The following is a 13,475-nucleotide window of genomic DNA, read 5'->3' as shown; positions in this document are numbered from 1 at the left end:
TTACTATATAAATCACCGGGGGGAAACATCACATCTTCGTAGATGCTTTGTTGTACTTCTAATTCTTGAGCAATGATCATAAAGTTGATATGGCTGCAAGTTGTTATTTGTTTATTTTAGCACTATTTTGGTTTTAATTCTCAAGTTAAATTACTGATATTGGTTGACCATTGTGGTTAAGAGATGTGGTTAAAGCGGTGAGAATTTCCACTAATTCTGCTCCTACCCAGCCGGAAGAAAGCAGTGCGGGGGTATGATTAATAATATTCATTATAAAGCGATCGCACACTTTTTGCAATGGTTCACCCGGTTCAATTTCTAATACTTCTTGGCGTTGATTTACAGGGATAAATTGATGTTCTTGTCTGGCAAATTCTCCTTGAATAAAAGTTAAAGGAGAGGGTGACATTTCATCAAAAATCAAAGTACCCAAACTCCCTACAATCCCTAATCTTCTTTGTTTATCAGGATTCGACCAACACAGGTGAATATGTACCTGAAAACCATTTGGGTATGTTAGCGTTATCCAAACTAAATCAGCAATACTTTCTTGTAACCATACTTTACCCGTTGCTTGGACTTGCACAGGTAACTGACCCAACCAGGAGTTAAAAATGGCAAGATCATGAATAGCTAAATCCCAAAGTGCATCAACATCTTGACGGACTGGACCCAAATGGGTGCGGGTAGCGTAGCCATAACGTAAATCACCTAATTTACCTGATTTAACGACATTTTGACCTGTTTCTACGGCTGGATGAAATAGATAGGTGTGGTCAACCATGAGAATTAGGTTTTGATTTTCTGCTAATTGGCACAGTTCCCGACATTGTTGGGGGTCGAGAGTTAGGGGTTTTTCTGCCAAAACATGATAACCGTGGTGGAGAGCATTTTTAATTAAGGTATAGTGGGTACTGGCGGGAGTGGCGATCGCGATCGCTCTTAATTCTGGTAATTGCTTCACAGTCTCCCAATCTGTCGTCAATAATATATTTTCATCTAAATTAAATTGCTGTTTAACTGTTGTTAATCGCTCTGGATTTGGATCTACAATTGCCAATACAATCACTTGAGGATGAGCTAAAAAATTTCGTAGCAAATGCACTCCCCAACGTCCTACACCAATCACAGCAATGCCAATTTTATTCATTTTTTATTCCTGCTCAGTCACAGTTAAATAAGCTATTTTAGCAGCAGCTTGTTCAGCAGCTTTAATTGATCGTCCTTTGCCTTGTCCTAACATTTGTTCGTGTAACCAAACTTCCGCAAAAAAACGTTCTTGAGTTTGCTGGGGTTGACCAATTTCCATCACTCGATACTCTGGTAAAACTTTAAATTGTGCCTGAGTCCATTCTTGTAATGCAGCTTTGTAGTTCAATCTAGCAGGATCAAGGCGAATTTCTGCGGCTAGTCGTTGGAAGTGGGGATCTAACCAAGGACGAATCAGTTCTAAATTGTGAGTGCTGAGGTAAAATGCACCCAAAACCGCTTCAAAGGCATCTGCTAACCGTGACTCTTGACCAACAATATCTGCCGTAGCACTGCCAGCCACCAATAAGTATAATTCTAAACCATATTCTTTAGCTAATTGGCAAAGAATGCGATCGCTCACCAACACCGAACGAATAGCCGCAAAATCTCCCACTGAACAATCAGGATAATGTTCCCACAATACCACAGCAGCTACCAGCCTCACAACTGCATCACCAACAAATTCCAATTGTTCATAATTTGCTGTCTCAGAAACAGTTGGATGAGTCAGTGCCAAATCTAGCAATTCCCATTTAACAGGGATTTTTGGGGACAAACCTAACTTTTGAACTAAACTTTCAAGTTGCCGTTGACGGCGGGGATAAACGCGGGACATCAGGGAATAGGGGAAAAAAGGGTAATAACTCTTAACTTAGCATTAAATTATAGTGTATCAATACAAGTTGTTTGGCAGAATCTGGAATTAGCGTCATATCAGGTATCACCTATCCTAAAATAAAGATATTAAAGGAGAGATAAACCCAGGGCTGTTTCATTCTAAAATTTGACATTTTATGTATTCACGATAATGCGTCATTTTAGACTTTAGGGATTCTATTTCACCACGGCTGAAAACACCTAAATTCGTTGCTTAAATCTAGAATAAAATAACTCTGCGGCCAGTTATGACCGAGGGGATAAATTTAGATTATCCCACTCTGACAGAAGAGGGAGAATTTAGACTTTTCAAACACCCTCTAAATCACTGTTGACTCCTGACTCCTGACTAAGCAAACCCTAAGTAGAATCCGAAATGGGGATAGTTTATATTGTTTCTAATTAAGGAAACAAAAATCTTAACCCCAGAATTTAGTATGACTCGTCACCAGCCAGCAAATTCGTTTTCTTTTAATCGCTTTTTGAGTCGGTACAATTTGACAACCACTAAACTGGTAATTCCTGTACTGTTTAGCGTTGGTTTGGTCGGCTTCCTAGCAGTAAGTATAATTATTGACTTCAATCAAGTACATTACCTGACGATCGCTGCGGGTTCACGACGGGGGGAAAGTTATATTTTAAGTGAAGCGATCGCTCAAATAGTGGCAAAACATCAGCCGAAAATTCAAATTAAATTACTCGAAACCAACGGAACTGAGGAAAATATTAAAAGTTTAGAAGAAAATAAAGCCCAATTGGCCACTGCACAAGCGGATATCCCTACTCTACCATCAGCCCGACTCGTTACTAATTTATTTGCAGATGCCTTTCAGCTAGTAGTGACAAATACATCTGGAATTAACGATGTAGCCGGACTTAAAGGTAAACGTATTGCCTTACCACCACAAGGAGGTGGTCAATTTGAGTCTTTCTGGATGTTGGCTAAACATTACCGTCTTACAGCCAAGGATTTTACTTACAAAGCCGTTCCTGAACTAGAGGCTGATACTCTGTTTCGTAACCAACAAGTAGATGCAGTTTTTCGTGTCCGCGCACCTGGTAATGAATCGATCCAAAAACTTGTGCAAACCAGTAATGGCCGATTAGTATCCATTGACCAAGGTGCAGCCATGAAAATAACTTATCCAGCTTTAGATTCATCATTTATTCCTAAAGGTGCTTATCAAGGAAACCCACCAATTCCCCCGATTAATTTACCTGCGGTGAGTGTGCAAAGAACTCTTTTGGCTTCTAAAAATGTTGATCCAAGTGTAATTCGGCAAATTACAGCAATTTTGTACGATCATCGCCAAGAATTAGCTAATATTATGCCTTTAGCAGCTAATATCAGTCCTCCTAATGCTGTTGGTGGAACTGGTTTACCACTTCATTTAGGCGCTGCGGCTTATTATGACCGAGAAAAACCAAACTTCATTCAAGAGAATGCTGAATATTTGGGTTTTATACTGACTATTGTTTTGCTGTGCGGATCTTGGATTTGGCAAATTAAAGCGCGGCTAGAAATGGCTAAGAAAAATCGTGGTGATGGCTATAACCAGGATATTGTTAAACTGATGAAAACCATTGCCACTTGTTCGGATATGAAGAGTTTAGAACAAATTCGGGCTGATTTGTTGCATAAGTTTGAAAGGGTGGTGGAAGCTTTGGATCAGGATCGCATTAGTCCAGAAACCTTTCAGTCGTTTACTTTTACCTGGGAAGCAGCTATGTCAGAATTGCGCGATCGCCAACTTTGGCTAACTCGAATCCCTAAAAAATCATAGCTCCCTGGACTGATCTAGTTACAAAAGACCTCTAAATACTTTGGTGTCGCCAAGAATATTCTTGAAAAGCTCACGCAGAGGCGCAGAGGCGCGGAGAAGAATTTGAAGATCACGACTTTTGCAAGAGGTCTAAAGTCCTATTACCCTAATCACACCATTAATAGATATTGATTTATTGGTAAATAATGGATTAATATCTTTCCATTGCAAGGCTTTTGGAGATTTATTTGCTAAATACTTGACAAGATTTATGGTGAATAATACCATAAACAAAGCAACACTCTGAGGAGGAAGCTTGTAAATGACAACATTCCGGGATATGGATAATGGAAAAAATAATTACCAGCACGGAGAACTGAATTTAAGTTCTGAAGATTACAGTTTGCTAACTGACCTTTATCAGCTAACAATGGCAGCTTGTTATACAGGTGAAGGGATAGAACAAAAACGAGCCTGTTTTGAATTGTCTGTTAGACGTTTACCAGAGGGTTGTGGTTATTTGATTGCCATGGGTTTAGCCCAAGCCTTAGAATATTTAGCCAAATTCCGCTTTTATCCTGGGCAAATTGCAGCTTTGCAAAGTATGGGGGTTTTTACTCATGCCCCTGAGTGTTTTTGGTCGTTACTGGCTGAGGGTAGATTTACTGGTGATGTGTGGGCTGTTCCTGAAGGGACGGCAATTTTTGCCAATGAGCCATTTTTGCGGGTAGAAGCACCCCTTTGGCAAGGCCAATTAGTGGAAACCTATCTTTTAAATACCCTTAATTACCAAACTTTAATTGCAACTAGGGCGGCCAGGTTGCGTGATGTGGCTGGGGAAAAAGCGACACTTTTAGAATTTGGTACGAGGAGAGCTTTTAGTCCCCAAGGGGCTTTATGGGCGGCTAGGGCAGCTTTAGCGGGTGGGTTAGATGCCACTTCTAATGTGTTAGCAGCGCTACAGCTAGGGGAAAAACCAAGTGGTACGATGGCTCACGCTTTAGTAATGGCCTTGTCAGCTTTGGAAGGTTCTGAAGAACGGGCTTTTAGTGCTTTTCATCAATATTTTCCCGGTGCGCCATTGTTAATTGATACCTATAATACTGTTGGGGCTGCGGAAAGATTGGCTGAAAAGGTAAATTCTGGGGAAATGAAATTAACGGGGGTGAGGTTAGATTCTGGGGATTTAGTAAGTTTATCAAAGGAAGTGCGATCGCTCTTACCGGGCGTATCAATTTTAGCTAGTGGTGACTTAGATGAATGGGAAATAGCTAGACTAAAAGCAGCAGGGGCAGAAATTGATGGTTATGGATTGGGAACAAAGTTAGTTACAGGTACACCTGTAAATGGAGTTTACAAACTTGTGGAAATTGATGATATTCCCGTGATGAAACAGTCTAGTGGAAAAATCACTTATCCAGGACGCAAACAGATTTTTCGTTCTTATGCAGGAGGTAAATTAGAAGTAGATAGATTGGGATTATTTAATGAAAATTCGATTAGAGAAAAGCCTTTATTAGAGTTGGTGATGCAAGCAGGTAAACAATTACAAAAATCGGAAAGTTTAGAAACAATTCGTCAACGTACTGCCGCCTCAGTTGCTAGTTTATCAGAGGAAACACGGTGTTTAGATCAACCTATTTCTGTGAAGGTGGAGATATCTGAACTGTTGCAGGAATTGACGGACAAAACGAAAATACTAACCGCAGAGACGCAGAGGACACAGAGGTAAATTTATGAGAATTGCTTTATTTGGTACAAGTGCCGACCCGCCAACGGCAGGACATCAAATGATTTTAAAATGGTTGTCTGAGTGTTATGATTGGGTAGCTGTTTGGGCGGCAGATAATCCTTTTAAGTCTCAGCAAACGCCGTTACCTCACCGAGCGGCTATGTTACAACTGTTAATTAAAGATATAAATGCGCCCAGGGATAATATTAGTTTAGAGCAAGAATTAAGTAGTTGGAGAACAATAGAAACATTAGAAAAATCCAAAGTCCGTTGGGGTAATGAAACTGAATATACCTTGGTAATTGGTTCTGATTTATTGGAACAGTTGCCACGTTGGTATCAAGTTGAAGATTTATTACAACAAGTGCAATTATTGGTAATTCCCCGACCAGGATATGTAATAGATGAATTTAGCTTAGAGGGAGTTAAACAGCTAGGGGGAAGAATAGCGATCGCTAGTTTAACAGGTTTGGATGTTTCTTCAACAGCCTTTCGTGAGCAAAAAGATCCCGAAACCCTCACACCACCTGTAGTTGCCTATATTAACCAAGAGCATTTGTACGAATGCCAGTACGTCACCCAAAAAAGATTCTAAACCCGACAAATCAACAACCTTTGGCTGATTTCAAAGTTGGTGTTGATAATGTTATTTTTTCTGTAGACACCGCCCAAAATCGGCTATTAGTTCTCCTCGTCATGCGACAGCAAGAGCCATTTTCCAATCATTGGAGTCTTCCTGGTACTTTGGTACGTCAAGGAGAATCTTTAGAAGATGCTGCCTATCGCATTATGGCAGAAAAAATTAAAGTCAATAATCTCTATCTTGAACAACTCTATACTTTTGGCGGACCCAATCGTGATCCCAGAGAAAAAACTGATAGTTATGGAGTCCGTTATTTATCAGTTAGTTACTTTGCTTTAGTTAGGTTTGAAGAAGCCGAATTAATTGCCGATAAAGTCGCAGGAATCGCTTGGTATCCAGTTAAACAAATTCCCCAGTTAGCATTTGATCATCATGAAATTATCACCTATGGACATAGAAGATTAAAAAACAAATTAGAATACAGTCCTGTAGCTTTTGAAGTATTACCAGATGTATTTACTTTAAATGATTTATATCAACTATACACAACAGTTTTAGGAGAAAATTTTTCAGATTATTCTAACTTTAGAGCGCGGTTACTAAAATTAGGATTTTTATCTGATACTGGCATAAAAGTTTCAAGAGGAGCAGGTCGTCCAGCCAGTTTGTATAAATTTGATGCTGAAGCTTTTGCCCCTTTAAAAGATAAACCATTAGTGTTTATTTAGGACTTCCAAAAATTTCTTGTGCTGCGAGCGTTTTGTTTGCTAATCATGAAAGACGGGTAGGATGACCATTCCATAAAATGGGATAACCTATTTTCTCATATTCCCCTAAAAAACACAAAAATTCTCATAAACTCTTCTTTCTTTATTTCCTTCGCTCCTATTCCTCCATGAAAACAAACTTTACCATAGGCATAGCTCAACTTAATCCTATTATTGGTGACTTGCCTGGAAACGCTCAAAAAATATTAGAACTGGCACAAAAAGCAGCATTTAAGAATGTACGTTTATTACTGACTCCAGAGTTATCTATATGTGGTTATCCACCGAGAGATTTATTGCTAAATCCTAGCTTTGTCGAAGCAATGGACACCACATTACAAAAATTAGCCCAAGACTTACCGCCAAATTTAACTGTATTAGTAGGAACTGTAGTTAAAAATTCCCAAGCGCACATTCACGGTGGTAAAACCTTGTTTAATAGTATGGCTTTATTGCAAGCAGGTCAAATTAAACAATATTTCCATAAACGACTATTACCAACTTATGATGTATTTGATGAAAAACGCTATTTTGAACCAGGACTGCAAGCTAATTATTTCACATTAGATGATATAAAAATCGGCGTAACTATTTGCGAAGATTTATGGAATGATGATGATTTTTGGGGAAAACGTAGTTATGCCATGAATCCGATTGCTGATTTAGCAAATATTGGTGTAGATTTAATTGTAAATTTATCAGCATCTCCCTACACTGTTGGGAAACAGCAAGTACGGGAAGCCATGTTAAAACATAGCGCCGTGAATTTCGACCAGCCAATTATCTATACTAATCAAGTCGGAGGAAATGATGATTTAATTTTTGATGGTCGTAGTTTTGCCTTGAATCGTGGTGGTGAAATTGTTAGTCGTGCGAAAGGTTTTGAAACTGATTTAGTAGTAATAGAATTTGATAAAAAACAACAGGATTTACAGTTGAACTCTGTAACAACCCCTGCTGAATCTGAAGACGAAGAAATTTGGCAAGCTTTGGTTTTAGGAGTGGGAGATTATGCTAGTAAATGCCGTTTTTCTCAAGTGGTATTGGGGTTAAGTGGTGGAGTAGATTCCGCTTTAGTTGCCGCAATTGCTACTGCTGCACTGGGGAAAGAAAATGTTTTTGGTGTTTTGATGCCTTCTCCCTATAGTTCCCAACATTCCATTACTGATGCTTTAAAATTAGGTGATAATTTGGGCATTAAAACGCAAATTTTACCCATTGGTGAATTAATGCAAGGCTTTGATAACACACTCGTTGAGTTATTTGCTGGTACAGAATTTGGTATTGCCGAAGAGAATATTCAATCGCGGATTCGTGGTACATTGTTGATGGCGATCGCTAACAAATTTGGTCATCTACTGTTATCAACCGGCAACAAATCAGAAATGGCCGTTGGTTACTGCACCCTCTACGGCGATATGAATGGCGGTTTAGCTGTAATTGCAGATGTACCCAAAACCCGTGTATATTCCCTCTGTCATTGGTTAAACTCCCACAGCAACAGAGAAATCATTCCCCAAAACATCCTCACCAAACCACCAAGCGCCGAACTCAAACCCGGACAAGTTGACCAAGATTCCCTCCCAGCTTACGAAGTTCTCGATGATATCTTACAACGCCTAATCCAAAACCACCAATCAGCCGCAGACATAGTTGCCGCAGGTCATGATTCAGCCATTGTAAACCGAGTTATACAAATGGTGTCCCGTGCCGAATTTAAACGCCGACAAGCACCCCCTGGATTAAAAATCACAGACCGCGCCTTTGGTACTGGTTGGAGAATGCCTATTGCGAGTAAAATTGGTTAATACATTTTCTTCTTTGCGTCTTTGCGCGAAATAAATCATGCCAAAAAAACGTCGCCGTATTCCCAAAATTGCAACCAAACCCAATAAGCGCAAGAAAGAAGAATACTATCACGAACCGGGAACTATTCCAGGAACAATTATTGTTGATGAAAGTTCTGAACAACCGATAATTTTCTTAATTGATTATAGCCAAACCACACTTACTTGTAAACAAATAATTAACCCAGAGGATTGTAGCTACTATTTAGATACAGAATCAATTTCTTGGGTAGACGTTCAAGGGTTAGGTAATAAAGATATTTTACATCGTTTAGGTCAAACTTTTGACTTACACGCCCTGATTTTAGAAGATGTAGTTAATATGGGAGAACGACCAAAAGTAGAAGATTATGAAGATCAATTAGTCATAATTGCCCGTATGGTAGTCCCTAACCAAAATAATCACAGTTTTTATAGTGAACAAGTAAGTTTAGTCTTAGGAAAACATTATCTATTAACAATTCAAGAAGAACCAGAACATGATTGTTTTGAAGGAGTAAGATCCCGAATTGACAAAGGTAAAGGAGTTATTCGCAGACAAGGTGCTGATTATTTAGCTTATGCTTTATTAGATGCAATCATTGATGGTTTTTTTCCTGTTTTAGAACTTTATGGTGAGCGACTTGAAGATTTAGAAGAAGAGGTGATAGTCAATCCTACTCAAGATACATTATATAAAATTTATCAAATTCGGAGAGAATTATTACAACTGCGTCGAGCAATTTGGCCACAACGCGATGCCATTAATACTCTGATTAGGGATGAAAGTGAATTGATTAGTGGTGAGGTAAGAATTTATCTCAGAGATTGTTCTGATCATACAGTACAAGTAATGGAAATGGTGGAAACATATCGAGAATTGGCATCAGGATTAATGGATGTTTATCTTTCGGCAGTTAGTAATAAAATGAATGAAATTATGAAACTGCTGACCGTCGTTTCTTCCGTTTTTATTCCGTTAACTTTTGTCGCTGGTATCTATGGAATGAATTTCAATACAGAAAAATCACCCTATAATATGCCTGAATTAAACTGGTATTGGGGATATCCAATGTGTTTGGGACTAATGGCAGTTATGGCTACAGGTATGATAACATTATTTTGGCGACGGGGTTGGCTGACTAATTCAGTCAATTTTAAGGCAGATCAAGAAAAATAATTCAAAGTTCGGGATATGTAGTTTATATTCTGGGTTATGGTAATGAAAAACGGTGATCAGAATCTACTTGTTTTAACGTTCTATGTAATTGGTGTTTATTACACATTCAATCGGATGATTGAATCTATCGACGATATGGTGAAGTTAGATTTTAAAAAAAGTGTCATTGAAGAACAATTAAAAGAACAAAATCTTCAAGATACAATTGGCATTTCCTTTAAAACTAGCACTTATTCCTTAGAAAAGCTAAATGATAACTTGAAAGATTTATCAGTTAACATTGAAAATAAATCTGACAGTTTAGTTGTATATGTTGACTGGGATAATAGCTCTTTGGTGGTTGAACATAGCAAGCAATCACGGCGAGTAATCCGCAAATCTCCAGATTTAATCAGGGATTTGGCTATGTCACAAATTGCCACGATTGTTGCTCCTAAAAAAACAACCTCTGAAACTATCACCGCAGAAGATGTTTTAAAACGTGATAAAGATTCGGGAACATATAGCCCTGGATCGCCTTTGATTAATATTGTTGGTTTGAAGAATCAGAAAAAGTTGTATAAAGAATTTATGGAAGGTACAAAAAATATAGAATTTTCACTACAATTGGTGCTAAGAATTTCCGAATTGCGTGTAGGTTTAGCACCTGGGTTAAATGTTCCAGCAGTTTCAATTATTAATTGTCCTTTCACGATCACAAAATTACCTTGGACTTACGCGCTACCTTGGAATAAGAAGAAGTAATTTTATTTATTTAAATTCAATAGCATTGCTATACCAGACAATAAAAGTTTAAAATGTAATAGAGAGAGTAGAGGTAGGCAATTACAGATCAGTCATCAAGACTGGTTTGAGGAAAGTCCGGGCTCCCGAAAGACCAGACTTGCTGGATAACCCCCAGTGCGAGCGATCGCGAGGATAGTGCCACAGAAAGATACCGCCAAAATATTAATTGTTTTGGTAAGGGTGCAAAGGTGCGGTAAGAGCGCACCAGCAGCGTCGAGAGGCGCTGGCTCGGTAAACCCCGGTTGGGAGCAAGGCCGGAGGAACTATAGGTTGGTCTTTTACCAGTTCCGCTTGAAAAGAGCCGCTAGAGGCGTTTGGTAACAACCGTCCCAGATAGATAATTGCCCTCGCAAGAGAACAGAACCCGGCTTATGATCGACTCTCTTTTTAAACGGACTGTGGATATTTTATTTTCCATAGTTCGTTTTTTAAATTACTACAGAGAACTAGAGCTATTTAAACTCAAATATTTAATCTAATATATGGTTATGTGTAGCATGGATAATAAAATGAACACAAGTAATATAAAATCTTTTTCGGTGTATGGTCTTTTCGGAACAGATGATGTACACATTCCTTTTGATGAGAATATAAAAATACTCATTGGAGAGAATGGACTTGGAAAAACTCAAGTTTTAAATATTTTTTATTACACTTTAACAAGGAATTTTTTTAGACTTGGTGAATTTAGCTTTGATAAATTGATTTTAGAATTTCCTAACGGAAAACCTATTGAGATTCCTAAACTTAATGTAGATGAATTGATTAAACAAATTTATGAAAATCCTATAATCATGGATGAATTTGATAATCAAATTAGATTTCAATATCATAATCTTATGATAGGATATGAGATTTTAAGAAATAGATTTATACAAAGCAAAATCGATCTGGTATATACATCAGATAGTTCTAAAGCTACTTCTGAAATTAAAAAGCGCAGTGGTTTTAATATACAAATTGGAACAAAAAAAGTACATATATTCAACTCTTTTTTTAGTCAATGTGAAAAAGAAATTGAATCAAGGATCGAAGGTAGTGATATTATGTATTTTCCAACATATAGGCGTGTTGAAGAAGATTTGCATAATCTTGGTTATAATGATGACGAACTTTTAAATCAAGAAAATACACTTATCCAATTTGGAATGGATGATGTTGAAAACCGTTTTAAGCAAATTGAAAGTACAATTGATAAACTTTTAAAGGAAGGATTTTCTAAAATTACTTCAGAAATTTTAAGTCAGCTAGTAAAAGGATCTTCTCAAACAGACAATAGTTTTTTGAATAAAATTGACGAAAATGATATTGAAATTATTTTAGCAAGGGTTGGTAAAGAATTATCTGAAAACGATAAAAATGAAATAAGAAACAGTGTTAAGACTCAATCGTTTGAAAACCCATCTCTAACTTATATTCTTCAAAAATTAGTGGAAATTTATGAAAAGCAGAAACAATTAGATGATTCGGTGAAACTTTTTAGAGATATTTGTAATAAATATTTAATCAACAAAGAGGTATTTTATGATGAAAGTGCAATCAAAATATTTATTAAATCAAAGAGAAATTCTTCTGAAATTTCATTGAGTAAACTTTCATCTGGAGAAAAGCAAATTATTTCAATGTTTTCTAAAATTTACCTTTCCGAAAGTCATAAACGATTTATTGTACTTTTTGATGAGCCAGAATTATCATTATCTATTTTTTGGCAAAGAACCTTGTTACCTGATATTGTCAATTCAGGTAAATGTAATTTTCTTTTGGCTGTAACCCATTCACCTTTCATATTTGAAAATGAATTGGATAGATATGCTATTGGCTTAAATGAGTATTTTCACCCTGTCTAAATCTTGTAAATTATGAATGCAGACGATTTAAGAAGAGCAAGAGAATCAACTAATGTACCTTACCAAGAGTTTAATAACCTTGTTAGTAAAGATAAAAACGGTTTATTTTGCTTTTTTGAAGGAAAAGATAATCCCTATTATTACTCAAGAATAAAAAAACTAACAACATTAAATATTCAACCCATAATATGTAATCGTAGAAAATCGGTGTTAAAAGTGTACGAACTTATTAATTATCATAGAGAATATGATAAATACAAAAAGGCATTTTTCATTGATAGGGATTTTAATGAACCTTTACCACCACATAATCCGCCAATCTTTGAAACGCCTTGTTATTCTATTGAAAATTTTTATGTTTCATTAGATGTTTTCAAAGAAATTATTAAAAATGAATTTAATTTATCGGAAGCTAGTGAGACTTATGAAAGTTGTATCATACTTTTTACAGAAAGACAAAAGGAGTTTCACGAAGCTACAATTTTGTTTAACGCTTGGTATGCTTGTTTAATAAAAATTAGAAATATTACAGGAAAGGAAACAGGTGTGGATTTAAATGATAAATTTCCAAATAAGTTTATTGATTTAACATTACAGTCAATTTCAGCAAAATATGATTTTGAAAAAATAAAACAGACTTTCCCAAAAGCATTAGAAGTTTCAGAGGATATTTTAAACACAAAGCTTGCCGAGTTTACTAATTGCGATCAATGTAAAGTTTTTAGAGGTAAATATGAAATGCAGTTTATACTTAAAATGATTGAATTAATACTACAAGATTCGTCAAATGATCAGAAATATATTCAACAAAAAATAAAGTTTATTTTTGGTAAAAATTTAACGAACAATCAAGCTATCAGTATTTTTTCTGCCTATGCTGAAACTCCTGAAAGTTTGAATCATTATATAACACAAGTAAGTTCTTAGAGGAGTTGCGATCGCTAATTCCAGATTCTGCCAAACAACTTGTATTGATACAGGATCCCAAACCCACGGAGGTGGCCTTCCCGTAGGAAAGCCGCTACGCGCCATGCCTGTGTAGATGCGGTTTTTAAGCGCCGATTTAATCTTAAGTTGACACGT

11 protein-coding genes and 1 other RNA gene are annotated in these 13,475 nt (G+C 36.9%); 10 read left to right on the top strand and 2 right to left on the bottom strand.

Going from position 1 to position 13,475, the window contains the following annotated elements; genetic code table 11:
- Positions 1-145: 145 nt before the first annotated feature.
- Together VB711_RS04955 and rnc are read right to left on the bottom strand one after the other, a co-directional pair.
- Positions 146-1,150 (bottom strand): Gfo/Idh/MocA family oxidoreductase, encoded by a 1,005-nt coding sequence (locus tag VB711_RS04955; RefSeq protein ID WP_323284625.1) that lies wholly within the window; start codon positions 1,148-1,150, stop codon positions 146-148.
- A gap of 3 nt (positions 1,151-1,153) precedes the next feature.
- Complete coding sequence (gene rnc / locus VB711_RS04950) at positions 1,154-1,867, bottom strand: ribonuclease III (protein ID WP_323284624.1); 714 nt, start codon at positions 1,865-1,867, stop codon at positions 1,154-1,156.
- A 478-nt stretch (positions 1,868-2,345) separates the two neighbouring features.
- Here rnc and VB711_RS04945 point away from each other — a divergent pair, with 478 nt between their 5' ends.
- The 10 genes from VB711_RS04945 to VB711_RS04900 all read left to right on the top strand — a co-directional run bounded on the left by VB711_RS04945 (position 2,346) and on the right by VB711_RS04900 (position 13,319).
- Positions 2,346-3,692 carry a TAXI family TRAP transporter solute-binding subunit gene (locus VB711_RS04945; protein WP_323284623.1) on the top strand — a complete coding sequence of 449 codons (1,347 nt, stop codon included), beginning with the start codon at positions 2,346-2,348 and terminating at the stop codon, positions 3,690-3,692.
- A gap of 301 nt (positions 3,693-3,993) precedes the next feature.
- Positions 3,994-5,403 carry a nicotinate phosphoribosyltransferase gene (locus VB711_RS04940; RefSeq protein WP_323284622.1) on the top strand — a complete coding sequence of 470 codons (1,410 nt, stop codon included), beginning with the start codon at positions 3,994-3,996 and terminating at the stop codon, positions 5,401-5,403.
- 4 nt (positions 5,404-5,407) lie between these two features.
- Complete coding sequence (locus VB711_RS04935; protein WP_323284621.1) at positions 5,408-5,998, top strand: nicotinate-nucleotide adenylyltransferase; 591 nt, start codon at positions 5,408-5,410, stop codon at positions 5,996-5,998.
- The gene (locus tag VB711_RS04930; protein ID WP_323284620.1) at positions 5,968-6,714 is read left to right on the top strand and encodes an NUDIX hydrolase; all 747 of its coding nucleotides are present in this window, start codon (positions 5,968-5,970) and stop codon (positions 6,712-6,714) included. Before VB711_RS04935 ends, VB711_RS04930 begins: the two co-directional genes overlap by 31 nt.
- 167 nt (positions 6,715-6,881) lie before the next feature.
- Positions 6,882-8,561 carry an NAD+ synthase gene (locus VB711_RS04925; protein WP_323284618.1) on the top strand — a complete coding sequence of 560 codons (1,680 nt, stop codon included), beginning with the start codon at positions 6,882-6,884 and terminating at the stop codon, positions 8,559-8,561.
- Positions 8,562-8,598: 37 nt separating this feature from the next.
- Positions 8,599-9,759, top strand: a complete 1,161-nt coding sequence (corA, locus tag VB711_RS04920) for a magnesium/cobalt transporter CorA (RefSeq protein WP_323284617.1) — start codon at positions 8,599-8,601, stop codon at positions 9,757-9,759.
- Between the two features lie 42 nt (positions 9,760-9,801).
- A complete protein-coding gene (locus VB711_RS04915; protein WP_323284616.1) occupies positions 9,802-10,503 on the top strand; it encodes a hypothetical protein in 702 nt (233 codons plus the stop codon).
- Between the two features lie 63 nt (positions 10,504-10,566).
- An RNA gene (rnpB, locus tag VB711_RS04910) (RNase P RNA component class A) lies at positions 10,567-10,933 on the top strand.
- A gap of 121 nt (positions 10,934-11,054) precedes the next feature.
- Entirely contained in the window at positions 11,055-12,392 is a 1,338-nt protein-coding gene (locus VB711_RS04905) for an AAA family ATPase (RefSeq protein WP_323284615.1), read from the top strand.
- A 12-nt stretch (positions 12,393-12,404) separates the two neighbouring features.
- Positions 12,405-13,319: a DUF4435 domain-containing protein gene (locus VB711_RS04900; protein ID WP_323284614.1), complete on the top strand. Its 915-nt coding sequence runs from the start codon at positions 12,405-12,407 to the stop codon at positions 13,317-13,319.
- The last annotated feature ends 156 nt before the right edge of the window (positions 13,320-13,475 follow it).

This window comes from Cronbergia sp. UHCC 0137, from assembly GCF_034932285.1.
Classification (GTDB): Bacteria; Cyanobacteriota; Cyanobacteriia; order Cyanobacteriales; family Nostocaceae; genus Cronbergia.
This window is presented reverse-complemented; position numbering and strand designations above follow the sequence as displayed.

Bases quoted from the DNA above. Each gene is read 5' to 3' on its own strand.
- corA (WP_323284617.1), top strand. From the start codon at position 8,599: ATGCCAAAAAAACGTCGCCGTATTCCCAAAATTGCAACCAAACCCAAT.
- VB711_RS04935 (WP_323284621.1), top strand. From the start codon at position 5,408: ATGAGAATTGCTTTATTTGGTACAAGTGCCGACCCGCCAACGGCAGGA.
- VB711_RS04945 (WP_323284623.1), top strand. From the start codon at position 2,346: ATGACTCGTCACCAGCCAGCAAATTCGTTTTCTTTTAATCGCTTTTTG.
- VB711_RS04955 (WP_323284625.1), bottom strand. From the start codon at position 1,150: ATGAATAAAATTGGCATTGCTGTGATTGGTGTAGGACGTTGGGGAGTG.
- VB711_RS04930 (WP_323284620.1), top strand. From the start codon at position 5,968: ATGCCAGTACGTCACCCAAAAAAGATTCTAAACCCGACAAATCAACAA.
- VB711_RS04940 (WP_323284622.1), top strand. From the start codon at position 3,994: ATGACAACATTCCGGGATATGGATAATGGAAAAAATAATTACCAGCAC.
- VB711_RS04915 (WP_323284616.1), top strand. From the start codon at position 9,802: ATGAAAAACGGTGATCAGAATCTACTTGTTTTAACGTTCTATGTAATT.
- VB711_RS04900 (WP_323284614.1), top strand. From the start codon at position 12,405: ATGAATGCAGACGATTTAAGAAGAGCAAGAGAATCAACTAATGTACCT.
- VB711_RS04905 (WP_323284615.1), top strand. From the start codon at position 11,055: ATGAACACAAGTAATATAAAATCTTTTTCGGTGTATGGTCTTTTCGGA.
- VB711_RS04925 (WP_323284618.1), top strand. From the start codon at position 6,882: ATGAAAACAAACTTTACCATAGGCATAGCTCAACTTAATCCTATTATT.
- rnc (WP_323284624.1), bottom strand. From the start codon at position 1,867: ATGTCCCGCGTTTATCCCCGCCGTCAACGGCAACTTGAAAGTTTAGTT.